The organism is Pseudomonas sp. zjy_15 (genome assembly GCF_043101865.1).
Classification (GTDB): Bacteria; Pseudomonadota; Gammaproteobacteria; order Pseudomonadales; family Pseudomonadaceae; genus Aquipseudomonas; species Aquipseudomonas putida_Y.
This window is the reverse complement of the sequence record NZ_JBICII010000027.1, coordinates 24,576-47,534: the sequence shown is the minus strand read 5'-3', so window position 1 is coordinate 47,534 and position 22,959 is coordinate 24,576. Positions and strand designations below refer to the sequence as shown.

Below are 22,959 nucleotides of genomic sequence, written 5' to 3'. Positions count from 1 at the left end.
GATAGCGGGTCGGCCTGCTTTCGCGATCGCTGTGGGAGCGGCCTTGTGTCGCGAAATGAGGGCGAAGCCCTCACATGCTCACAGCCATACACAGTCCCAATGGGGATACTCGCCAGCCCGCCGCACCAGGCCGGCCCGAATGGGGTTGGCGATGATGTAGCGGGCCACCGCTCGCACATCCTCCTCGCGACGCAAAGCCCGGTCATGAAAGCTGGTTTGCCAGATATGCCGTCTTTCAGCACCGGCCTTGTACAAGGCACAGCTGCTTCTGGATTTGAATTCGCACATTAGCCTACCCAGGCTCACTGGACCCAGCTCGATAAGCCAGTGAAGGTGATCCGGCATCAACACCCATGCCAGCGATCGACAAGCCTTGCGCTCATCGCTGAACCGCAACTGCTGGATCACGGTCCTGGCGAATCGGAAGTCTTTGAACAACGGCGTTCGGCTGCGGGTAGTTGTGGTCAACAGGTAGAGGCGCCCGGATTCGGACACCGGGCCATTACGTAAACGATGGGAGCCTGGACGTTCCATGTCTTTCTCCTTTGAATTGTGCATTCAAAGTTAGCGCCGCGAATGCGACGGGCGAGGACAGGACCATTACCGGGTATGACACGGTGAGGGCTTCGCCCTCATATCGCGACACGAGGCCGCGCCCACAAAAACAAGCAATCCGTGCAGTTTTTGCGGGGCGGCCCCGTCAATTACGACGACAGGTACGAAGACCGGGTCAAGCCCAGGCGCAAGGCATCCAGATACTGGGTCCGCTCGCGCGCAGTGATCTTGGCGCTGGCAACCTTGTCGCGGTAATGCGTCATCAACTCCTCCGGCGACAGGTGCACGTAGCGCAGCATGTCTTCGATGGTGTCGTGGGTTTCGATACCGGCGTGGTACACGCTGCCGTCGGCATTCTGGTAGATGTTCACCGAGTCGGTGTCACCGAACAGGTTGTGCATGTCACCCAGGATTTCCTGATAGGCACCCACCAGGAACACGCCCAGCAGGTAATCCTCGCCCTCCTTCACCGCATGCACCGGCATGCTGGTTTCGATACTTTGCTCGTCAACGTACTGGTTGATCTTGCCGTCGGAGTCGCAAGTCAGGTCCTGCAATACCGCACGCCGCATCGGCTCTTCGTCCAGGCGGTGCAGCGGGATGATCGGCAGTACCTGGCCGATGGCCCAGGTGTCTGGCAGGCTCTGGAACACCGAGAAGTTGCAGATGTACTTGTCGGCCAGCTTGTCGTTCAGCTCGTCCAGCACCTGGCGGTGCGAGCGCTGGCGGGCTTTCAGCGAGTTGTGCAGGCGGCGGCACACGGCAAAATAGCACTGCTCGGCCAAGGCTTTCTCGCCCAGGCTGATCTTGCCGTCGGCGTACTGCGCGGCCACATCACCCATGTAGTGGGTGGCACGCCAGTAGGTCTCGGTGACCATCTCGATGTCGGTCGGGCCAAGCAGATCGGCCAGCCACTGCACGGTCTCGGGCAGGGCTTCCTTGTTCTCGATGGTGGGTACGTCGTCGTTGTGCTTCTCGACATCGGTGACCTGGATCACCAGCATGGCGTGGTGCGCGGTCAGCGAACGGCCACTCTCGGAGAAGATGTGCGGGTGTGGCAGGCCCTGCGCGTCGCAGAACTCCTTGAGCATGCCCACCACCACGCCGGCGTAGTCGTCCATGTCGTAGTTGATCGAGCTGGCATTGCGCGAGTGGGTGCCGTCGTAGTCCACACCCAGGCCGCCACCCACGTCGATGTGATCGACCGGCAGGCCCAGCGCACGCAGTTCGCCGTAATAACGGATGGCCTCTTTGAAGCCGTGCTGGTAGTCGGCCAGGTTGGCGATCTGCGAACCCATGTGGAAGTGCAGCAGGCGGATGCCCTGGTCCAGACCGGCATCGCGGAAGCGCTGCACCACCGAGAGCAATTGGGCGGCGGACAAACCGAACTTGGACTTCTCGCCACCGGTGTCGGCCCACTTGCTCGAGGCCAGCGACGACAGGCGAACACGCAGGCCAACCTGCGGTTTCACCTTGAGCTCGGCGGCTTCTTCGATCACCAAGGCTACTTCCGACTCTTTCTCGATGACGATGAACACGTTGTGGCCGAGCTTCTGGCCCATCAGCGCCAGGCGAATGAACTCACGGTCCTTGTAGCCGTTGCAGACGATGGTGCCGCCCTTCGGCGCCAGCGCCAGCACTGCCAGCAACTCGGGTTTGGAGCCGGCTTCCAGGCCAATGGAAACGTTCTGCGTGGCGATGATGTTCTCCACCACCGCTTCCTGCTGGTTGACCTTGATCGGGTACAACGCGGTGTACTGGCTCTGGTATTCCAGGCGCGCGATGTTGGCGTCGAAGGCGCCGGTCAGCTGGCGCACACGGTCCTGCAGAATGTCAGGGAAGCGCACCAGCAAGGGCAGCGACAAGCCGCTCTGGCGCAGTTCGTCGACCTGCTTGAACAGGTCAATCGGAGCACTGTCAGGGCCGTTGGGGCGTACTTCGACGCGCCCGGCGTCATTGATGGCGAAATAGCCAGCGCCCCAATGGCGGATGCCATAAACACTGCGGCTATCAGCCACGGTCCATTGGCTACCATCGTCTTTGCGTGTGCGTCGTACGGACATTCAAGTCCCCTATAGATAAGTCGAAGACACTGCCCGCAGGCAGCGGGGCGAGTGTAAAAGCTGAAAATGACGATTCATCCGTGCTCAGGCATAGACTCTGACCACGGGAACGAGTTTAGAAAGCGCTGGGCAAAAAATCGCGCGGTGGCTTCAGCCGCCGGACTTTTTCGCCTTGAAACCCTGTTTGGTCAGCTCGCCGATCAACAGCTCGACATGGTCGCCCTGGATCTCGATAACCCCGTCCTTCAGCGCGCCGCCGGTACCGCAGCGGCGCTTGAGCGTGGTCGCCAGTTCTTTGAGCTGGTCAGGCGGTAGCGGCACGCCGGTGACGGTGGTCACGGTCTTGCCACCACGGCCTTTGCTTTCGCGGCGCACGCGGGCAATGCCGTCGCCTTCGGGGATGGTTTGCTGCTTGCAGATGCAGGCATCCACCGGCTGGCCACAGTCGGGGCAGTGCCGACCGGCGTCGGTGGAGTACACGAGACCGCCAAGGGCGGAAAAGGAAGAAGCTTTCTTGGCCACTTTTGTTCCTCGGTGCTGAGGACAAAAACTGGTCGTGCCTTGGGGTTGAGGCCGACCGCGAAGCCCCACTCTGGCAGGGGCGGCGCTACTGCTGCAAGAATTGCGGCAGCCCGAAAAGGGCGCGCAGTGTAACGATAAATACGCCTGTTGTGTAGGAGCGGGTTTACCCGCGAACAAGGGCAAAGCCCTTGCCCTGCGAAACGGGTGTCTGGGCCGGTATTTCGCGGGTAAACCCGAGGCTACACAGTGGCCTTGTAGCGCTGCAACGCCGCCAACGAGTCCGGGCAATAAGGCTTGCTCAGGCTTTCCTGCTCAGCCTGTTCCAGACCGATGAAGCGCGCCTCGATCACCTCTTCCGGCTGCAACCGCAACGGCGCATCCGACACCGCCGAATATACTGCACACCACAAGCGGTTATCCGGCTGGCCAAAGTAGAACCGCTCGTGGAAGCGCAACTCAGCGCCTTCGATGCCCAGCTCTTCGGCCAGCTCGCGCGCTGCCGATTCGGCATACGCCTCCCCAGCCGTGACCATGCCGCCCGCCGCCACATCCCAATACCCTGGGTACAGCGCCTTGCTCAGCGTACGCCGGTGTACACACAATTCACCGGCACTGTTGAACAGCAGAATGAACGTGCAGCGCCCGATCAGGCCACGCTCGCGCAGCTCGGCACGGGGCAAGGCGCCCAGTACCTGGTCGGTCTCGTCCACCCAGGTGACCAGCTCGCGGTCGGAAGCCGCCCGATGGGCGGCCTCGGCGGGGCTGATAGCCATCATCAACCCTGCGACAACAACTGACGCAGGTCGATTACCGCAGCGTTGGCCCGGGAAATGTAATTGGCCATGACCAACGAGTGGTTGGCCCACATGCCGAAGCCACTGCCGTTGAGCACCATCGGGCTCCACAGCGCCTCTTGTGAGGCCTCCAGCTCACGAATGATCTGGCGCACGCTGACGGTGGCATTCTTCTTCGCCAGCACGTCGGCGAAGTCAACCTCGATGGCACGCAGCAGGTGCGACAGCGCCCAGGCTTGGCCACGGGCTTCGTAGAACACGTTGTCAATCTGCAGCCATGGGGTTTCTACCAGCTCCTCGTCCACCTGCGGCGCCTGACCGGCAACGACCGACTCGGTCTTCAACGTGCTGTTGAGCTTGACCCGCCCAACGCTTGCCGACAGGCGCTGCGACAGCGAGCCCAGACGGGTGGCCACGTCACCCAGCCAGTTGTTCAGGTTGTCGGCGCGGGTATAGAAGATCGCGCCCTTGTCGCCAGCAGCCAGACGGGTCTGGTAACGGGTCAGCGACTTGATGCCTTCTTCGAACTCCGACTCGCTCGACGGCAGGATCCAGCTCTTGTTGTCGAAGTTGAAGCGTGGCTCGGCCTTGGCCAGGTCGGCGTCTTCGGTGGACTGCGACTGCGAACGGGCGAAGTCTTTGCGCAGAGCACGGGACAGGTCGCGGACCTGGACCAGCACGCCATATTCCCAACTTGGCATGTTGTCCATCCACAGCCCTGGCGGGAAGCGGTCGTTGGAAATGTAGCCGCCCGGCTTGTTCAACAAAGTGTTGGCCACGGTCTTGAGGGTTTCGACGGTGGTATAGCCCACCACCATCTGCTGGCCAGCACGTTCGGCTGCGGCCTGGGCGTTTTGCTGCACCGGGAACAGAGCAGGCTCCTGGCTCCAGTACCAGCCCAGGCCGATACACACCAGCAGGTACAACCCGATCAGGGTCCCCAGGGCACGGCTCCAAAGGCCGCCAAGGTAGCTACGGGCGGCAGCGCCACGCCCGTCGACACGCTCACGGGGCTCGGCTTTGGCCTCTCGGTTTTTCCAGTCCAGCATGGCTTTGTCCTTAATCAGTCACGACGGTTCAGGGGCTTTGACCACAGGCCTGCGCTAGGGTGCCACGGTAAGCCCGAATGCCAGCACTATAAAGCAGACACCACCGTACGCATAAGCGACCATTCAGTCAGCAACTGAATATTCGTTCTGCCCGCTTTGTTGACGCAGGGCACTCACGCACTTGAAAAGAGCTGCTAGCATAGAGCCATCATTGCCCCTGCACATCCCAACCTATAAGTAGCCAGGACATGAGCCAAGCAGTCGAGCCGAGCCCGCAGTGCCCCGTCCAACAGCTGACGCGTAACGGCCTGCGCAAGGACGATCCGCTCGACCAGTTGCATCTGCCCGTGCGCAAACCGGTGTACATCCTGCTGCAGGACCACGAGCGCGCCCAGCGCCTGGCCCAGCAACTGGAATTCTTTGGTCTGGTGGTGCAAGCGTTGCCGAGCGCCGCAGCGTTTCTCGCCTCGATCAGCGAGTACCCGCCGTCGGCCATCATCATGGATGTCGACTTCACCGGCGCCGGGCTGGGCTTGCTGCTGGCCGCTCAGGTGCAGCAGGGCCTGGCACGCTCCATTCCGTTGCTGTTCTTCAGCCATCACGAAGCCGACACCCCTACCCGCCTTGCCGCAGTACGCGCCGGCGGTCAGGATTTTCTCACCGGCAGCCTGGAAGCCTCCAGCTTGCTGGAAAAGGTCGAACTGCTGACCAACACCGCCCCGCACGACCCGTTGCGCGTGCTGATCATCGACGATTCGCGCACCCAGGCCATGTACACCGAGCGTGTACTGGCCGGCGCCGGCATGCTCACCCGCAGCCTGACCGACCCGATCCGCACCATGGCCGAGCTTGCCGACTTCCAGCCCGACCTGATCATCCTCGACCTGTACATGCCGGCCTGCACCGGCCCGGAGCTGGCCAAGGTAATCCGCCACAGTGACCGGTATGTGAGTGTGCCGATCATCTACCTGTCTGCCGAGGACGACCTGGACAAGCAACTGGATGCCATGAGCGAAGGCGGTGATGACTTTTTGACCAAGCCGTTTCGCTCACGCCACCTGATCACTACCGTGCGCAACCGCGCCGCCCGCGCCCGCCATTTGAAGGCGCGCATGGTTCGCGACAGCCTCACCGGGCTGTACAACCACACTCATATCCTGCAGTTGCTGGAAGACTGCAGCTTCCGCGCCCGCCGTGAGCAGCAGCCGTTGAGCTTTGCCATGCTCGACATCGACCACTTCAAGAAGATCAACGACCGCCATGGCCACCCCATGGGCGACCGAGTGATCAAGAGCCTTGCTCTATTCCTCAAGCAGCGCTTGCGCAAGACCGATTTCATTGGCCGCTACGGTGGCGAGGAATTCGCCATCGTCATGCCCAATACCGCGCTGGACGCCGCACACAAAGTGCTGGACGAAATTCGCCGGCGCTTTGCCGAAATTCTCTACCCGGCGCAGCCACGAGACTTGCAGTGCACCTTCAGCGCCGGCGTGGTGCAACTGGATGAGGGGCTGGATGCACTGACCATGGCCAGCGCAGCGGACGAGGCGCTGTACCGGGCCAAGCATGCGGGGCGCAATTGCGTCGTTCGTGTAGAGCCCTGAAATTCGCACTCACTGTGCCGGCTTCTTCACAGACTCGCCCGCTTCCCCAGGCATTTCACACACCTCAAATCTGGAGGTAAACCTGTGGGAGCGGGCAAGCCCGCGAAGAGGCCAGTGCAGGCCACACCAATAGAGGCACTGTGCCACTTTTTTTCTGACGCCAAGCCCCTGGCGTCATCACCCCGTCACAAAATCGCAATAACTTCAGGCGCCTACCTCTCCCCTGCGCAGGAAGTTCGCGGCTATGCGCCTGAAGTGGCTGACCAATTTCAACACCCTGTTGCTGGTAACCGTGTGTATCGCCTTGGGCGCCACCCTGTGGTGGTCGCAGCGCGCCCTCGAGCGCCCCTACCAGCTGATGGAGCGCTATCTGGGCCTGTCCCAGCAGTTCCAGAACCAGGCGGCGCGCAATATCCAGGCCTACCTGGGCAGCGGCGATGCCCTGCGCCAGGCCGCCGCCATGGAGGCGACCCAGCAGTTGCAGGCCGCACTGACGGACTGGCCGGTAGAGCTGGCCGAGAAGTTACGCCCCAGCCTGGATAGCCTGCAGGCCTTCACCGCCAATGAACTGCTGGCCGCCGGCAAGCTGGCCGGCGACCCACAAGCCCTGCTGCTGCAAGCCGAGCGGGAGCTGGGGGCGAACTTCGAGCAGATGGCCAGCTACGCCCGCGACAGTGGCAACGCCGAGGCCAATCGCTACTTGCAGCCCTTGCTCGACGCCACCCTGCATCTGGGGCGGCTGTCATTGGCTCGCGACAAGCTGGTCAGCAGCGGCCGCCCAGAGCTGGCCGACGAGGTGGAGCGCGAACTGCAACTGATCCGCGCCCAGGCCCAGACGGTCGACGGCCTGCCACTGCTCGGCGTAACCCGCGCGGCCGAATCCGGAGCCGACGACTTCGCTGCGATGATGGGCCTGGAATCCCAGAGCAGCGCCCAGCAGGAAGACATTGCCGTGGGCCTCAAGCGTGAATTGCAAAGCCTGCTCAACCGCTACCCGGCCGAACTGCAACGCACCCGCGAACAGATCGAGCGCCGCGCCGAGCTGGCCGCCACCACCGGCCAGCGCCTGGAAGCCGTACAACAGGCCATCGCCGCGCTGGAACCCGAAGTACGCGGCCAGCATGCGAAAATCGCTGCCGAGGTGCGCATCATCCAAGGCCTGATGATCGGCCTTATCCTGCTGATCGCCCTATTGATCGATACGCTGCAACGGCGCCTGGCCCGTACCCTGACCGGACTGGCCCCGGCCCTGTCACGCTGGGCCGAGGGCGATTTCGCCCAAGCCATCGCCCTGGGCAAGACCAACCGCGAACTGCACGACATCCAGGAGTCGCTCAACCGCCTGCGTCAGTACCTGGTGGAGCTGGTCGGCACCATCCGCCATAACGCCGAGCAGGTGGCCGGCAGCAGCCATGCCCTGGCCGGCATGAGCGCTGCGCTGCACGGCGGCGCCGAGCGACAGGCCGGCGATACCGGGCAGATCCGCGATGCCTTGGGCGAGCTGGAAGCAACCATTCAACAAGTGGCTGGTGATGCCAGCGCAGCCGCCGAGGCCAGCCGCGATGCCGGGCGTGCGGTGGAACAAGGCCAGGCGGTAATCGGCCAGAGCCTGTCGGGCTTGCGTGAACTGGTCGATGAAGTGCAAGGCAACGCCCGCATGATCGAGCAACTGGCGGAAGAATCGGCAACCATTGGCGGGGTGCTGACGGTGATCCGCTCGATTGCCGAGCAGACCAACCTGCTGGCACTGAACGCCGCGATCGAAGCGGCCCGCGCCGGCGAAATGGGCCGTGGCTTTGCCGTGGTTGCCGATGAGGTGCGCTCGCTGGCTCAGCGCACCACGGGGGCTACCGGCGAGATACAGGCATTGATCGACCGCTTGCAGCAGGCCGCCAGGAGTTCGGTGGCGGGGATGCGCGCGCAACTGGAACACGCCGAGGCCACGGCCAACCAAGCCCAGGCGGCGGATGGGGCACTGGATGAGATTGTCTGTGCCATTCGTACCATTTCCGATACAGCGGTGCGGATTGCCGATGTCACGGCGCAGCAGAGTGGCGCGGTCAGCGAGATTCGTGATCACAGCGAGCGGATTCACGAACTGGGTGAAGACAACCTGCAGCGCATTGGCGAGGGGCGTGAGCAAGGCGAACAGTTGCTGAGCCTGGGCGGTGAGCTGAACCGGGCGGTGCGAGCGTTCAGGGTCTGAGTCAGCGGGTGGTCGCCACGACAGGTGTAGCAGTTGGGTGGTGTTCGACGGGACATGTGCTGCGCCTGGGAGATCGAGCGCCGCCCGCGCGGCGCTTCGCGGGTAAACCCGCTCCTACGTTTGTTTCGGGCCAATTATTCCTGCGCATCCGTTATCATGCCGGGCACGTTCCACCTCGCGAGTCCGCCATGCGCCGCCTGTTTTTCATGCTGTTCCTGCTGCTGGCCAGCCCTGCCTTCGCCGCAGGCCTGCTCGACAACCGCCCCAGCGCCACCCTCGGCGCCGCTTCGCTGGCCAACAACGCCGACTTCCTGCCGGTACACGAGGCCTTCAAGCTCAACCTGGTCCAGGCCGATGCGCAAACCATCAAGCTGCGCTTCGTCGCCACCGATGGCTACTACCTCTACCGCCACCGCTTCCAGTTCCACACGGAACCGGCCGATATCACCCTGGGCACGCCGAACATCCCCAAGGGTGAGCCCAAGCACGATGAATTTTTCGGCGACGTCGAGGTGTACCACGGCGTGCTCGATATCGAGTTGCCGCGCAAAGACCCACGCGCCTTCACCCTGCTGGTGGGCTACCAGGGTTGCGCCGACAAGGGCTTGTGCTACCCACCGGAAACCGCACGCCTGAGTATTGATGGCGAAGGCGCTGCAAACGCGCCGGCCACCCGCGAGCACGGCTGGAACTGGAAGTCGCTGCTGCTGTTCTTCCTCGCCGGGGTCGGCCTGACCTTCACCCCCTGTGTCCTGCCGATGTTGCCGATCCTCTCCGGTGTGGTGCTGCGCGGCCAGGTTGGCGGCGTGCGCGGCCTGGCGCTGTCGCTGGCCTACGTGCTGCCAATGGCGGCCAGCTTCGCGGTACTCGGCGCACTGATGGGCCTGTTCGGTGCAAGCCTGAACCTGCAGGCGCGCCTGCAGTCGGCCTGGGTGCTGGTTCCCTTCGCGCTGTTCTTCGTGGTGTTCGCCCTGGCCATGTTCGGCCTCTTCGAGCTGAAGCTGCCCCAGGCCCTGAGTAACCGCCTGAACAACGTCGCCAATCACACCCGGGGCGGCTCGCTGCTGGGCGCAGCAGTGCTCGGAGTGCTCTCCAGCTTGCTGGTTTCTCCGTGTGTATCGGCGCCCTTGGCCGGTGCCTTGCTCTATATCAGTGCCAGTGGCGATGCCCTGGGTGGCGCGCTCAAGCTGTTCGCCCTGGGTTTGGGCATGGGTGCGCCGTTGCTGCTGGTGGCCACCGGGGGCGCGGCCTGGCTGCCCAAAAGCGGCCCGTGGATGAACACCGTGAAAAACGCCATCGGCGTACTGCTGCTGGGGCTGGCCATCGGCTTGCTCAGCCGTGTACTGCCAGGCCCTGTGACCTTGCTGTTGGTCGGTTTCCTCGCCGCGGGTGTGGCACTGTTCCTCGGCGCCCTTGAATTCGTCGTCAAGACGGCACCCCAGCGCCTGGCGCAACTGCTCGGTCTGGCCTTGCTGGTGTACGCGCTGGCTTGCTGGTACGGCGCCCTCACTGGCCAGGGCGACCCGCTGCGCCCGCTGCCGGTTGCGTCACTGACCGCCAGCGGCGGCCTGCCAGCAGCAAAAGCCGATGCCTGGCAGACCATCACTACCCCTGATGCGTTGGACGCAGCCCTGGCGCAGGCCAAGGCTGCCGGCCAGCCAGTGCTGCTGGACTGGTACGCCGACTGGTGCATCAGTTGCAAAGTGATCGAGCATGAGGTGCTCAATGCACCACAGGTGCAAACACAGCTGTCCGGCTTCAAATTGCTGCGTTTCGACCTAACCGAAAGTAATGCCCAGCAACGCAAACTGCTCGACCGCTACCAGCTGTTCGGCCCACCCGCCCTGCTGTTTTTTTCTGGGAACGGCAGCGAAATTACCGCTGATCGGGTGATTGGCGAGATAAATGCAGGTGAATTTGCGCACGTTCTGGCACGCGTGCGCGACAAAGTCGGTCTATAACTTCCCGCGAGCCCGGAAAAATCCTGAAATGAATGACCGGATTTAATCATCCGGTCACATACTTCGCGCGAACCTCGGACATCGTGCTGCCTATTGCCGGGAACTGGACACTTGCCGTCGCTTTACGGCACACTCGGCGCGCTGTGTCGAATTGCCCTACAAATCCAAGGAATCCGCAGATGGCAACGCTACTGGTGCTCCACGGCCCCAACCTCAACCTGCTCGGCACTCGCGAGCCGGGCCACTACGGCGCCGTGACCCTGGCTCAGATCAACCAGGACCTGGAGCAACGTGCCCGCGCCGCAGGCCACCATCTGCAGTACCTGCAGAGCAATGCCGAATACGAACTGATCGATCGCATTCACGCCGCACGCAACGAGGGTGTGGACTTCATCCTGATCAATCCGGCTGCTTTCACTCACACAAGCGTTGCATTACGTGACGCATTGCTTGCGGTGAGCATCCCATTCATCGAAGTGCACCTGTCCAACGTGCACAAACGCGAACCGTTCCGTCACCACTCCTACTTTTCCGATGTTGCCGTAGGGGTTATCTGCGGTCTGGGCGCCAGCGGTTATCGCCTGGCCCTGGAGTCCGCGCTGGAACAACTGGCTGCCAACGCACAGCCCAAATGATGAAAACCCTGGCCTAAGTGGGCCGGGGTTCGAGAGAAACGTTTCAGATACGTTTTTTTGTATTTCGCCCCCTGACCGAACCTTTGGGAGTTGATGATTAATGGATATCCGTAAAGTCAAGAAACTGATCGAGCTGCTGGAAGAGTCTGGCATCGACGAACTGGAGATCAAGGAAGGCGAAGAGTCGGTCCGTATCAGCCGTCACAGCAAGACTCCAGCTGCCCAGCAGTTCTACGCACCGGCGCCTATGGCTGCCGCCCCTGCCGCTGCTCCGGTCGCTGCTGCTGCCCCAGCCGCCGAAGCTGCTGCTGCTGCCCCAGCCCTGAAAGGCACCGTGATCCGTTCGCCAATGGTAGGTACCTTCTACCGCAAGCCTTCGCCGACCTCGCCTAACTTCGCTGAAGTTGGCCAGTCCGTGAAGAAAGGCGACACCCTGTGCATCGTCGAAGCCATGAAGATGATGAACCACATCGAAGCCGATATTGGCGGTGTCATCGACGCCATCCTGGTAGAAGACGGCCAGCCGGTTGAGTTCGACCAGCCGCTGTTCACCGTCGTTTGAATCGCGGAGAGCCAACGATGTCTGGGAAGCTCGAAAAAGTCCTGATCGCCAACCGCGGGGAAATTGCCCTGCGGATCCTGCGTGCCTGCAAAGAGCTGGGTATCAAGACCGTCGCCGTGCACTCCACTGCTGACCGTGAACTGATGCACCTGGGCCTGGCAGACGAGTCGGTCTGCATCGGCCCTGCATCGTCCAAGGATTCCTACCTGCATATCCCGGCAATCATCGCTGCCGCCGAAGTGACTGGCGCCACTGCGATTCACCCGGGTTACGGCTTCCTGGCGGAAAACGCCGACTTTGCCGAACAGGTGGAAAAATCCGGTTTCGCCTTCATCGGCCCGAAAGCCGATACCATTCGCCTGATGGGCGACAAGGTTTCGGCCAAGGACGCGATGATCAAGTCGGGCGTACCGACCGTACCGGGCTCCGATGGCCCACTGCCAGAAGACGAAGAAGTTGCCCTGGCGATTGCCCGTGACGTCGGCTACCCGGTGATCATCAAGGCCGCCGGTGGCGGTGGTGGTCGCGGCATGCGCGTGGTGCACAAGGAAGAGGACCTGATTTCCTCGGCCAAGCTCACCCGTACCGAAGCCGGTGCAGCCTTCGGTAACCCGATGGTTTACCTGGAGAAGTTCCTGACCAACCCACGCCACGTGGAAGTACAGGTACTGTCCGACGGCCAGGGCAACGCCATTCACCTGGGCGACCGCGACTGCTCGCTGCAGCGCCGTCACCAGAAGGTACTGGAAGAAGCACCAGCCCCGGGCATCGATGAGAAAGCCCGTCAGGAAGTGTTCAAGCGCTGCGTCGATGCGTGCATCGAGATCGGCTACCGTGGTGCCGGTACTTTCGAGTTCCTGTACGAAAACGGCCGCTTCTACTTCATCGAGATGAACACCCGCGTGCAGGTTGAGCACCCGGTATCGGAGATGGTCACTGGCATCGACATCGTCAAGGAGATGCTGAGCATCGCCGCTGGCAACAAACTGTCGTTCCGCCAGGAAGACGTGGTGATCCGTGGCCACTCGCTGGAGTGCCGGATCAACGCCGAAGACCCGAAGAAGTTCATCCCGAGCCCAGGCAAGGTGAAGCACTTCCACGCCCCAGGCGGCAATGGCGTACGCGTCGATTCGCACCTGTACAGCGGTTATTCGGTTCCGCCGAACTACGACTCGCTGATCGGCAAGCTGATCACCTACGGCAAGGACCGCGACGAAGCCATGGCGCGCATGCGCAATGCCCTGGACGAGATCGTCGTCGACGGCATCAAGACCAACATCCCGCTGCACCGCGACCTGGTGCGTGATGAAGGCTTCTGCAAAGGCGGCGTCAACATTCACTACCTCGAGCACAAACTGGCCAACCAGGAGTGATCGTGTAGTGTGATGTACCAGAACCCCGGCCCTGTGCCGGGGTTTTTTATTGCCTGCCAGAATCTGGGGCCGCGTCGCGGCCCTATCGCGACACAAGGCCGCTCCCACAGATTCCGCGCATGCCTCAGGACTGACGCCGTCTTTGTAGGAGCGGCCTTGCGTCGCGAAAGGGGCGCAGCGCGCCCCCAGGGCTCTACCCCTTCATCCGCGGCATGTCGATACGATGCTCATGCACTCGCCGATAAAGCGTCGCCCGCGAAATACCCAAAGCGCGCGCCGCATCAGCCGGCTTCCAGCGATGGCGGATCAGCGCGTCCAGCAGCAGCTGCCGGGCCGGGCACGACACCCCGCTTTCGGCCGAGCCAACCGCTTCACCACGCACCTCCTGCGGCAGATCCTGCAGCCGCACCTGCCCGCCCTCACTCACCGCACAGGCATACCGCAACACCTGCCGCAGCTGGCGCAAATTGCCCGGCCAGCGATAAACCAGCAGCGCCTGCAGCGCGTCATCCGCCAACACCACCTCCACCCCGCAAGCTGCAGCCTCTTCGGCCAGCAACTGATGAATCAGCCCCAACCGGTCATCACGCTCACGCAAAGGTGGTAGCTCGAAGCGGGCATTGGCCAGGCGGAAGTACAAGTCCTCACGAAATCGCCCGTCCTCAACCATCGCCGCCAGATCGCGATGGGTCGCACAGATCACCTGAATATCCACCCGCTCCCGCCGTGCCGCACCCAGCGGCGCCACCTCCCCCTCCGCCAGCACCCGCAGCAGGCGGGTCTGCAGGTTCAGCGGCATGTCCCCGATCTCGTCGAGGAACAGCGTGCCGCCACCGGCCTGCTGCAACAGCCCTTGCATGCCTTTGCTGGAAGCCCCGGTGAAGGCCCCGGCCACATAGCCGAACAACTCGCTCTCGATCAGGGTTTCCGGAATGGCCGCGCAGTTCAGGGTAACGAACGGGCCATCACAGCGCTGGCTTTGCTGGTGCAGTTGGCGGGCGAATACCTCCTTGCCGGCCCCGGTCTCACCCAGCACCAGCACCGCCAGGTTGCAATCCTTGACCCGAGTGGCCAGCCGCAGGTGCTGCTCGATACGGGTGTCCTGGGCCTGGCGTACAGGCTGCGCACGCTGGCGTTGCTGCGGTGCGCTGACCCGGCCATACAAACCGCCCAGACCGGGCAGGCGCTGGGCGGACGACGCGCTCACCCGGCGCAGCTGGTCGATGTCGAACAGTTCGCCAATGTGCTCGGGCAAACGCCCCAGGCGCTCCACCAACCGTTGCCGCGCCAGGCTGTTGATCGCCTGCAAGCGGCCATCGGCATCCCAGGCAAGCAGATAGTCGGGCTGGCTCTCCACATAGCCGGGCGTGCCATGGGCGCGCATCACCCAGTGGCCTTGGGCGCTGTGCATGAAGAAGGCGTTTTCGATCTCGCGGGCCGTCTGCTCGACCAGTTGGCGGATCAGGTGCTGGCTGCGCCGATCGTCCGGCGACTGCAAGGCCGACACATCGACCACGCCCAGCAACTCACCCAACGGGTCGAACACCGGCGCCGCCGTGCAGGTCAGGCCAATGAAGGCGGCGCGAAAGTGATCGCGCTTGTGCACCGTGACCGGGGCCTTGCTGGTGAGCACTGCCGCCACACCGCATGTGCCCTCCTCACCCTCCGACCAGCAGGTCCCCAGATACAGCCCGGCCTTGCGACAGTCGTTGCGGATGGCCGACTCGACCCGGTAATCGATGGTGCGCCCTTGGGCATCGGTCAGCAACACACAGTAGTCAGCGCCGCGTACCCGCTCGTGCAAACGGGCCACGGCATCGCTGGCGATACGCAGGAACAGCTCGGCGCGTTCGCGGCATTCATTGAGCAGGCTTTGGGAAAGGATACGCGGCCCCTGCTGGGAACCGGGGTCGAGACGGTACACATCCATGGAGCGGCGCCATGAATCGAGGATCAGCGGTGGTACCGGCGCCTGCGGCAGGCGGTCGGCATTCTTCAACACCCTGCTGACGCAGTCCACATGGGCTCGGGAGTTCGCGGCAAGCATTCAGGCCCTCCGGTTCTCGTTGCTGTTTTTATCGTTGTCCGGCCATTAAGCGCCTCTGGGCATGCCCCGACAAGCACTGTGTGATTACCGGCCGGCTTGAGACGCAGCGTCTCAGCGTCTCGGCAACGCAGGCCTGGCGCTGGCACCCGGCGTCTCGCCGCCACACCCGTGAAGCCCTGACCGATCACGACCAGAGCCCTCTAGCCCGGCCACTTCAGCCATCGCGAAGAAAGCTGGCACCCCGCTTGCTCCTGCCCTTGCAAACAAAAACACGAGGTGCGCCATGCCGCTACCCGCCCCGATTGTCGGGATCATTGCCAACCCTGCCTCTGGCCGCGACCTGCGCCGCCTGACCGCCAATGCCGGGCTCTATTCGAGCACCGACAAGGCCTCGGCCATCCAGCGCCTGCTGGCCGCTTTCGGTGCCACCGGCATTGGCCAGGTGTTGCTGCCCAGCGACATGACCGGCATCGCTGCCGCGGTGCTCAAGGCCAGCCAAGGCCCGGGGGCCCGTGACCAGCATTGGCCGGCCATCGAGATACTCGACCTGCCACTGACCCAGACCGTGGCCGATACCCGCCTGGCTACTCGGCGCATGGTCGAGCGCGGCGTGGCGATGATCGCCGTACTGGGCGGGGATGGCACCCACAAGGCGGTCGCCGCCGAGGCCGCTGACGTGCCGCTGCTGACCCTGTCCACCGGCACCAACAACGCCTTCCCCGAACTTCGTGAAGCCACCAGCGCGGGCCTGGCCGGTGGCCTGCTTGCCAGCGGCCGGGTACCGGCAAGCATCGGCTTGCGCCGCAATAAACGCTTACTGGTGAACGTGCCAGAACAACAGCTGGCCGAATGGGCCTTGGTCGAGGTGGCCGTGTCGCCGCAGCGCTTCATCGGTGCACGTGCGCTCAGCCGCAGCGAGGATCTCTGCGAAGTCTTCGCCTGCTTCGCCGAACCCCACGCCATCGGCCTGTCGGCCCTGTGCGGCCTGTGGTGCCCCGTGTCACGCCAAGACCCGCACGGCGCCTGGGTTCGCCTGGCCCCCGGCGCCGAACAGGCGTTGTTGGCGCCGTTGGCGCCCGGCCTGCTGCAAGCCTGCGGCATCTCTGCCTGCGGTGCGCTGACGCCCGGCGTCGCCCATCGCCTGAGCCTGGCCAGCGGCACCCTGGCCCTGGACGGCGAACGCGAAATCGAATTTGCCGAGCATGACACGCCCACCATCACCCTCGACCACCAAGGCCCACTCAGCGTGGACGTCGAGGCCGTACTGGCGCATGCCGCCCGCCACCACTTGCTGGCCGTCCCGCGCGGCCACCGCCTGCACCCTGCAAACCCGTGTTGAGACAACCCCGGAGAACAACAAGATGTCCAATCAACTCAGTACTGAACAACTGCTGCATGCCTATGAAGTCATGCGGACCATCCGCGCCTTCGAAGAACGCCTGCATGTGGAGTTCGCCACCGGCGAAATTCCCGGCTTCGTCCACCTGTATGCCGGCGAAGAAGCCTCTGCCGCCGGGGTCATGGCCCACCTGCGCGACAGCGACTGCATCGCCTCGACCCACCGCGGCCATGGCCACTGCATTGCCAAAGGTGTGGACGTGTACGGCATGATGGCCGAGATCTACGGCAAGAAGACCGGCGTGTGCGGCGGCAAAGGCGGCTCGATGCACATTGCCGACCTGGAAAAGGGCATGCTCGGTGCCAACGGTATCGTCGGCGCCGGCGCACCACTGGTGGCCGGGGCGGCGCTGGCGGCCAAGCTCAAGGGCCGCGATGACGTGTCGGTAGCCTTCTTCGGCGATGGGGCATCCAACGAGGGCGCCGTGTTCGAAGCCATGAACATGGCGTCGATCATGAACCTGCCCTGCATCTTCGTGGCCGAGAACAACGGCTACGCAGAGGCCACTGCCTCCAACTGGTCCGTCGCCTGCGACCATATTGCCGACCGCGCTGCCGGCTTCGGCATGCCAGGCGTCACCATCGACGGCTTCGACTTCTTTGCCGTATACGAGGCCGCCGGCGCCGCCATCGAGCGCGCCCGCTCCGGGCAAGGGCCGTCGTTGATCGAGGTCAAGCTCAGCCGTTACTACGGCCATTTCGAAGGCGATGCGCAAACCTACCGCGCCCCTGATGAAGTGAAGAACCTGCGCGAATCCCGCGACTGCCTCATGCAGTTTCGCAACAAAACCACCCGCGCCGGCCTGCTCACGGCCGAGCAACTGGACGCCATCGACGCCCGCGTCGAGGACCTGATCGAAGACGCCGTTCGCCGCGCCAAGTCCGATCCCAAGCCACAGCCCGCCGACCTGCTCACCGACGTCTACGTCGCCTACCCCTGAGCCGCGGAATACAAGAACAACAGGAGAACCACCATGGCAAGAAAGATCAGCTACCAGCAGGCCATCAACGAAGCTCTGGCCCAGGAAATGCGTCGCGACAACACAGTGTTCATCATTGGCGAAGACGTCGCCGGCGGTGCCGGTGCGCCCGGGGAGGATGACGCCTGGGGTGGCGTGTTGGGCGTGACCAAAGGCCTGTACCACCAATTCCCCGGGCGCGTGCTTGACGCGCCGCTGTCGGAAATCGGCTACGTCGGCGCCGCCGTCGGTGCTGCCACCCAGGGCCTGCGCCCGGTGTGCGAACTGATGTTCGTCGACTTCGCCGGCTGCTGCCTGGACCAGATCCTCAACCAGGCCGCCAAGTTCCGCTACATGTTCGGCGGCAAGGCAGTGACCCCGCTGGTGATGCGCACCATGTATGGCGCCGGCCTGCGCGCGGCCGCCCAGCACTCGCAGATGCTCACCTCGCTATGGACGCACATCCCCGGCCTGAAAGTGGTGTGCCCATCCTCGCCTTACGATGCCAAGGGCTTGTTGATCCAGGCGATCCGCGACAACGACCCGGTGATCTTCTGCGAACACAAGCTGCTGTACAGCATGCAGGGCGAGGTGCCGGAAGAGGTGTACACCGTACCGTTCGGCGAAGCCAACTTCGTGCGCGATGGCGACGACGTGACCTTGGTTACCTACGGGCGCATGGTGCATGTGGCGCTGGAGGCCGCCAACAACCTGGCCCGTCAGGGCATCGACTGCGAAGTGCTGGACCTGCGTACTACCAGCCCGCTGGACGAAGACAGCATTCTGGAAAGTGTGGAGAAGACCGGCCGCCTCGTGGTGATCGATGAAGCCAACCCGCGCTGCTCGATGGCCACCGACATCAGCGCGCTGGTGGCGCAGAAAGCTTTCGGCGCACTCAAGGGCCCGATCGAAATGGTCACCGCGCCGCATACCCCGGTGCCGTTCTCCGACGCCCTGGAAGACCTGTACATCCCTGACGCGGCGAAGATCGAAGCCGCCGTGCGCAAGGTGATCGAAGCCGCAAGGAGTGCCGCATGAGCCAGATCCATACCCTGACCATGCCCAAGTGGGGCCTGTCGATGACCGAGGGCCGGGTGGACACCTGGCTCAAGCAGGAAGGTGACGAAATCAGCAAGGGCGACGAGGTGCTGGACGTCGAGACCGACAAGATCAGCAGCAGCGTCGAAGCGCCGTTCAACGGCGTGCTGCGCCGCCAGGTGGCCAAACCGGATGAAACCCTGCCCGTCGGCGCACTGCTGGCGGTGGTCGTCGAAGGCGAAGCAGAAGAGGCTGAGATCGATGCTGTGGTACAGCGCTTCCAGGCCGAGTTCGTCGCCGAAGGTGCGGCCGACCAGAGCCAGGGGCCGGCCCCACAGAAGGCGGAAGTAGGCGGACGCCTGCTGCGCTGGTTCGAGCTGGGTGAAGGCGGCACACCGCTGGTGCTGGTACACGGTTTTGGCGGTGACCTGAATAACTGGCTGTTCAACCACCCGGCACTGGCTGCAGAACGCCGGGTCATTGCCCTCGACTTGCCGGGCCACGGCGAGTCGGCCAAGGGCCTGCAACGGGGCGACCTGGATGAGCTGAGCGAAACCGTGCTCGCCTTGCTCGACCACCTGGACATCGCCAAGGCCCACCTGGCCGGCCATTCCATGGGCGGCGCCGTCAGCCTCAACGTGGCGCGCCTGGCCCCGCAGCGGGTGGCCAGCCTGAGCCTGGTGGCCAGCGCCGGTCTGGGCGAAGCGATCAACGGGCAGTACTTGCAAGGTTTCGTCACCGCGGCCAACCGCAATGCACTCAAACCGCAGATGGTGCAATTGTTTGCCGACCCGACGCTGGTCACCCGGCAAATGCTGGAGGACATGCTCAAGTTCAAGCGCCTGGAAGGTGTGGACCAGGCCCTGCAGCAGCTGGCAGGCGCGCTCGCCGACGGCGACCGGCAGCGCCACGACTTGCGCGGGGTACTGGGCAATCACCCGGCACTGGTGGTGTGGGGTGGCAAGGATGCGATCATCCCGGCCAGCCATGCCGAGGGCCTGGAAGCCGAAGTACTGGTGCTGCCAGAGGCCGGCCACATGGTGCAGATGGAGGCGGCCGAACAGGTCAACCAGCAACTGCTCGCATTCCTGCGCAAGCACTAAGCCCTTTTCGTGAGCCTGGAGAACAACAATGAATGACCTGAGCCACACCCACATGCGCGCTGCCGTCTGGCATGGCCGCAACGATATTCGTGTCGAACAGGTACCTTTGCCGGCCGACCCTGCGCCGGGCTGGGTGCAGATCAAGGTGGATTGGTGCGGCATCTGCGGCTCCGACCTGCACGAGTATGTTGCCGGCCCGGTGTTCATCCCGGTAGAGGCCCCGCATCCGCTGACCGGCATTCAGGGCCAGTGCATCCTCGGCCACGAATTCTGTGGCCACATCGCCAAGCTTGGCGAAGGCGTGGAAGGCTATGCCGTAGGCGACCCGGTGGCAGCAGACGCCTGCCAGCATTGCGGCACCTGCTATTACTGCACCCATGGTCTGTACAACATCTGCGAACGCCTGGCCTTCACCGGTCTGATGAACAACGGTGCCTTCGCCGAGCTGGTCAACGTGCCCGCCAACCTGCTCTACCGGCTGCCGCAGGGCTTCCCTGCCGAAGCCGGGGCACTGATCGAACCGCTGGCGGTGGGTATGCACGCGGTGAAAAAGGCCGGCAGCCTGCTTGGGCAAACCGTTGTAGTGGTGGGAGCCGGCACCATCGGCCTGTGCACCATCATGTGCGCCAAGGCTGCGGGTGCGGCGCAGGTCATCGCCCTTGAGATGTCCTCTGCGCGTAAAGCCAAGGCCAAGGAAGTGGGCGCCAATGTGGTGCTGGACCCCAGCCAGTGCGATGCCCTGGCGGAAATCCGCGCACTGACAGCAGGGCTGGGCGCCGATGTGAGTTTTGAGTGCATCGGCAACAAACATACGGCCAAGCTGGCCATCGACACCATCCGTAAAGCAGGCAAGTGCGTGCTGGTGGGTATTTTCGAAGAGCCCAGCGAGTTCAACTTCTTCGAACTGGTGTCCACCGAGAAGCAGGTGCTGGGGGCGTTGGCGTACAACGGCGAGTTTGCCGATGTGATTGCCTTCATTGCTGATGGTCGTCTGGATATTCGCCCACTGGTAACCGGCCGGATCGGATTGGAGCAGATTGTCGAGCTGGGCTTCGAGGAACTGGTGAACAACAAAGAGGAGAACGTGAAGATCATCGTTTCACCAGCTGTGCGCTGATTGTACCTTGAAGGCAACGTGGCACCTGTGGGAGCGGGCGCGCCCGCGAAGAAGCAACACGGTGGAGGGCACCGGCTTCGCCGGTGTTCGCGGCTGAAGCCGCTCCTACAGGGTACGCGCAGGGTACACGGCCTATGCGCCGAGACATGGGCTCACTGTCTCAGGCTCCCATTCTGCGTCATACTCGGCAGACCTATTGCCCGGTCCTCGCCATGCGTCCACTGCTCCCCATTACCCTGCTCCTGCTGCTCGCCGCCTGTGGCGATGGCGAATCGCTGCTCCCACCGGACGCACGTCTGCCTGACGGTGGGCGTTACCGGGGGCAGGTGGTCGATGGCCTGCTGCAGGGTGAAGGCCGGATCGACTACCCCAACGGCAGCTGGTACGCCGGCAGCTTCAAGGACGGCCAGTGGCACGGCCAGGGCGAATGGCATGGCCAGAACGGCGAGGTCTACCGCGGCCAGTTCGCCGAGGGGCTGTTTCAGGGCCTGGGCGACCTGACCACCCCAGGCAGCCACTATAGCGGCACCTTCCGCCACGGCCGCCGCGACGGCGAGGGCACCCTCAAGCAAGCCGACCAGACATACCGCGGCCAGTTCAAGGACGACCTGTACGACGGCGCAGGCCAACTGGAACTGGCCGACGGCAGTCGCTATCAAGGCTTGTTCGCCAAGGGCAAGCCCAACGGCGCCGGGGTGCGCAGCGATGCCAGCGGCAACCAGTTCAGCGGCCTCTTCGTCAACGGCCAGCTACAAGGCGCCGGCACCTACGACAGCGTTGATGGCGAGCAGTACATCGGCGAGTTCAAGGACAACCGCCTGGAGGGCCGTGGCCGTTACGAGAATGCCGATGGCGACGTGTGGATCGGTGAATTCAAGGACGGCTCGCTGAACGGCGAAGGGGAACTGCTGGGCAGCGATGGCAGCCACTACAAGGGTGAGTTCGCCGACTGGCGTCTGTCGGGCCAGGGCAGCCTGCAACTGCCCGACGGCAGCAAGTACATCGGCGGGTTCCTGAACGATGCCTACCATGGCCACGGGCGGCTGATCCTGACCAGTGGCAAGGTCGAAAGCGGAACATGGGCCAACGGCGTGCGCGTGCGTGACCAGAATGGCAAGCTGCTGCCAGACCCACTGGACCTGGCTTTGCTCAACCAGGGCCGGCTGCTGGACGAGGCGCTGGCTCGGGTACCACGCTCGGCGCCACCGATCCAGCTGTATAGCCTGGTAGTGGCCGGCGATGGCCAGCAAAGCGTATTCCTGCGCGAAGCCGACTATGTCAGCAACATGCTCAGGGTGCGCTTTGGTGCGAGCGGCCAGGTGACGCTGGTCAACCACCGCGACCACATGGCCACACGCCCCATGGCCACCCGCGAGAACCTGTCCCGCGCCGCCACCACCCTGGCAGAGCGCAGCGGCCCTGAAGACCTGGTGTTCATCTACCTCACCAGCCATGGCAGCCAGGACCACCAACTGGTGCTCGACCAGCCCCGCCTGCAGCTGGCCGACCTGGCCGCTGACGAGCTGGCCACTGCCCTGGCACCGCTGAAGGATCGCGACAAGGTAATCGTCATCTCCGCCTGCTATTCAGGGGGCTATATCGCCCCGCTCAAAGATGAGCGCACGCTGATCATGACCGCTGCCCGGGCCGACCGCGTCTCCTTCGGTTGCTCGGAAGAAGCCGACTTCACCTACTTTGGCGATGCCCTGTTCGCGGAAGCGCTGAACCAGACCGACGACCTGAAACAGGCGTTTGAACTGGCCCGCGCCAGCGTTGCCGAAAGAGAACACAGGGAAGGCTTCGAGGCCTCCGAGCCGCAGCTGTGGGCACCGCCCGCCGTGCTTGAGCACTGGCACCACCTGCGCCAGCAACAAGCCAAAGAAGCGTTGCGTAACACCACACAGGCCAACGCGAGGGAACAGGCAAAAATGCCCGGCACTCACTAGACTTGTGTGTAACAAGGGAGAGACATC

The 22,959-nt window shown here is 63.6% G+C and carries 18 protein-coding genes; 12 read left to right on the top strand and 6 right to left on the bottom strand.

The annotated features are described in order from the left end of the window. Positions 1-78: 78 nt before the first annotated feature. The 5 genes from ACF8EF_RS04045 to ACF8EF_RS04025 all read right to left on the bottom strand — a co-directional run bounded on the left by ACF8EF_RS04045 (position 79) and on the right by ACF8EF_RS04025 (position 4,983). Positions 79-534: a transposase gene (locus tag ACF8EF_RS04045; RefSeq protein WP_392460586.1), complete on the bottom strand. Its 456-nt coding sequence runs from the start codon at positions 532-534 to the stop codon at positions 79-81. A gap of 170 nt (positions 535-704) precedes the next feature. Continuing rightward, positions 705-2,618, bottom strand: coding sequence for an arginine decarboxylase (gene speA / locus ACF8EF_RS04040; protein ID WP_176684389.1), 1,914 nt, complete (start codon positions 2,616-2,618; stop codon positions 705-707). Between the two features lie 150 nt (positions 2,619-2,768). Further along, complete coding sequence (locus ACF8EF_RS04035; RefSeq protein ID WP_176684388.1) at positions 2,769-3,140, bottom strand: translation initiation factor Sui1; 372 nt, start codon at positions 3,138-3,140, stop codon at positions 2,769-2,771. Positions 3,141-3,379: 239 nt separating this feature from the next. Beyond that, entirely contained in the window at positions 3,380-3,913 is a 534-nt protein-coding gene (locus ACF8EF_RS04030) for an NUDIX hydrolase (protein ID WP_392460585.1), read from the bottom strand. A 2-nt stretch (positions 3,914-3,915) separates the two neighbouring features. Beyond that, a complete protein-coding gene (locus tag ACF8EF_RS04025) occupies positions 3,916-4,983 on the bottom strand; it encodes a DUF2333 family protein (RefSeq protein ID WP_176684386.1) in 1,068 nt (355 codons plus the stop codon). A 248-nt stretch (positions 4,984-5,231) separates the two neighbouring features. Between ACF8EF_RS04025 and ACF8EF_RS04020 the strand changes: the two genes are divergently transcribed. The 6 genes from ACF8EF_RS04020 (at position 5,232) to accC (ending at position 13,324) form a co-directional block, all read left to right on the top strand. Beyond that, positions 5,232-6,587, top strand: a complete 1,356-nt coding sequence (locus tag ACF8EF_RS04020; protein ID WP_176684385.1) for a diguanylate cyclase — start codon at positions 5,232-5,234, stop codon at positions 6,585-6,587. Between the two features lie 244 nt (positions 6,588-6,831). Next, the gene (locus ACF8EF_RS04015) at positions 6,832-8,793 is read left to right on the top strand and encodes a methyl-accepting chemotaxis protein (protein ID WP_176684384.1); all 1,962 of its coding nucleotides are present in this window, start codon (positions 6,832-6,834) and stop codon (positions 8,791-8,793) included. Between the two features lie 188 nt (positions 8,794-8,981). Further along, a complete protein-coding gene (locus tag ACF8EF_RS04010; protein WP_392460584.1) occupies positions 8,982-10,754 on the top strand; it encodes a protein-disulfide reductase DsbD in 1,773 nt (590 codons plus the stop codon). A 179-nt stretch (positions 10,755-10,933) separates the two neighbouring features. Continuing rightward, positions 10,934-11,389, top strand: coding sequence for a type II 3-dehydroquinate dehydratase (gene aroQ, locus ACF8EF_RS04005; RefSeq protein ID WP_003255330.1), 456 nt, complete (start codon positions 10,934-10,936; stop codon positions 11,387-11,389). Between the two features lie 100 nt (positions 11,390-11,489). Next, complete coding sequence (gene accB / locus ACF8EF_RS04000; protein ID WP_176684382.1) at positions 11,490-11,951, top strand: acetyl-CoA carboxylase biotin carboxyl carrier protein; 462 nt, start codon at positions 11,490-11,492, stop codon at positions 11,949-11,951. Positions 11,952-11,968: 17 nt separating this feature from the next. Next, positions 11,969-13,324, top strand: a complete 1,356-nt coding sequence (accC, locus tag ACF8EF_RS03995; RefSeq protein ID WP_003255333.1) for an acetyl-CoA carboxylase biotin carboxylase subunit — start codon at positions 11,969-11,971, stop codon at positions 13,322-13,324. A 193-nt stretch (positions 13,325-13,517) separates the two neighbouring features. Here accC and ACF8EF_RS03990 read toward each other — a convergent pair whose 3' ends face one another. After that, positions 13,518-15,371, bottom strand: a complete 1,854-nt coding sequence (locus ACF8EF_RS03990; RefSeq protein ID WP_392460583.1) for a sigma-54-dependent Fis family transcriptional regulator — start codon at positions 15,369-15,371, stop codon at positions 13,518-13,520. A gap of 283 nt (positions 15,372-15,654) precedes the next feature. Between ACF8EF_RS03990 and ACF8EF_RS03985 the strand changes: the two genes are divergently transcribed. The 6 genes from ACF8EF_RS03985 to ACF8EF_RS03960 all read left to right on the top strand — a co-directional run bounded on the left by ACF8EF_RS03985 (position 15,655) and on the right by ACF8EF_RS03960 (position 22,932). After that, positions 15,655-16,710 (top strand): ATP-NAD kinase family protein, encoded by a 1,056-nt coding sequence (locus tag ACF8EF_RS03985; protein WP_176684380.1) that lies wholly within the window; start codon positions 15,655-15,657, stop codon positions 16,708-16,710. Between the two features lie 22 nt (positions 16,711-16,732). Continuing rightward, entirely contained in the window at positions 16,733-17,710 is a 978-nt protein-coding gene (locus tag ACF8EF_RS03980; RefSeq protein ID WP_010951830.1) for a thiamine pyrophosphate-dependent dehydrogenase E1 component subunit alpha, read from the top strand. 33 nt (positions 17,711-17,743) lie between these two features. Then, positions 17,744-18,766, top strand: a complete 1,023-nt coding sequence (locus tag ACF8EF_RS03975; RefSeq protein WP_274148801.1) for an alpha-ketoacid dehydrogenase subunit beta — start codon at positions 17,744-17,746, stop codon at positions 18,764-18,766. After that, positions 18,763-19,869, top strand: a complete 1,107-nt coding sequence (locus ACF8EF_RS03970; RefSeq protein WP_392460582.1) for an acetoin dehydrogenase dihydrolipoyllysine-residue acetyltransferase subunit — start codon at positions 18,763-18,765, stop codon at positions 19,867-19,869. Before ACF8EF_RS03975 ends, ACF8EF_RS03970 begins: the two co-directional genes overlap by 4 nt. Before the next feature lie 52 nt (positions 19,870-19,921). Beyond that, positions 19,922-20,986, top strand: coding sequence for a 2,3-butanediol dehydrogenase (locus tag ACF8EF_RS03965; RefSeq protein WP_245355382.1), 1,065 nt, complete (start codon positions 19,922-19,924; stop codon positions 20,984-20,986). A 212-nt stretch (positions 20,987-21,198) separates the two neighbouring features. After that, entirely contained in the window at positions 21,199-22,932 is a 1,734-nt protein-coding gene (locus ACF8EF_RS03960) for a C13 family peptidase (RefSeq protein WP_392460581.1), read from the top strand. Positions 22,933-22,959: the final 27 nt, after the last annotated feature.

Bases quoted from the DNA above. Each gene is read 5' to 3' on its own strand.
- speA (WP_176684389.1), bottom strand. From the start codon at position 2,618: ATGTCCGTACGACGCACACGCAAAGACGATGGTAGCCAATGGACCGTG.
- ACF8EF_RS04015 (WP_176684384.1), top strand. From the start codon at position 6,832: ATGCGCCTGAAGTGGCTGACCAATTTCAACACCCTGTTGCTGGTAACC.
- ACF8EF_RS04045 (WP_392460586.1), bottom strand. From the start codon at position 534: ATGGAACGTCCAGGCTCCCATCGTTTACGTAATGGCCCGGTGTCCGAA.
- aroQ (WP_003255330.1), top strand. From the start codon at position 10,934: ATGGCAACGCTACTGGTGCTCCACGGCCCCAACCTCAACCTGCTCGGC.
- ACF8EF_RS03985 (WP_176684380.1), top strand. From the start codon at position 15,655: ATGCCGCTACCCGCCCCGATTGTCGGGATCATTGCCAACCCTGCCTCT.
- accB (WP_176684382.1), top strand. From the start codon at position 11,490: ATGGATATCCGTAAAGTCAAGAAACTGATCGAGCTGCTGGAAGAGTCT.
- ACF8EF_RS03980 (WP_010951830.1), top strand. From the start codon at position 16,733: ATGTCCAATCAACTCAGTACTGAACAACTGCTGCATGCCTATGAAGTC.
- accC (WP_003255333.1), top strand. From the start codon at position 11,969: ATGTCTGGGAAGCTCGAAAAAGTCCTGATCGCCAACCGCGGGGAAATT.
- ACF8EF_RS03975 (WP_274148801.1), top strand. From the start codon at position 17,744: ATGGCAAGAAAGATCAGCTACCAGCAGGCCATCAACGAAGCTCTGGCC.
- ACF8EF_RS03965 (WP_245355382.1), top strand. From the start codon at position 19,922: ATGCGCGCTGCCGTCTGGCATGGCCGCAACGATATTCGTGTCGAACAG.
- ACF8EF_RS04010 (WP_392460584.1), top strand. From the start codon at position 8,982: ATGCGCCGCCTGTTTTTCATGCTGTTCCTGCTGCTGGCCAGCCCTGCC.
- ACF8EF_RS04020 (WP_176684385.1), top strand. From the start codon at position 5,232: ATGAGCCAAGCAGTCGAGCCGAGCCCGCAGTGCCCCGTCCAACAGCTG.
- ACF8EF_RS04030 (WP_392460585.1), bottom strand. From the start codon at position 3,913: ATGGCTATCAGCCCCGCCGAGGCCGCCCATCGGGCGGCTTCCGACCGC.
- ACF8EF_RS03990 (WP_392460583.1), bottom strand. From the start codon at position 15,371: ATGCTTGCCGCGAACTCCCGAGCCCATGTGGACTGCGTCAGCAGGGTG.
- ACF8EF_RS03960 (WP_392460581.1), top strand. From the start codon at position 21,199: ATGCGTCCACTGCTCCCCATTACCCTGCTCCTGCTGCTCGCCGCCTGT.
- ACF8EF_RS04025 (WP_176684386.1), bottom strand. From the start codon at position 4,983: ATGCTGGACTGGAAAAACCGAGAGGCCAAAGCCGAGCCCCGTGAGCGT.
- ACF8EF_RS03970 (WP_392460582.1), top strand. From the start codon at position 18,763: ATGAGCCAGATCCATACCCTGACCATGCCCAAGTGGGGCCTGTCGATG.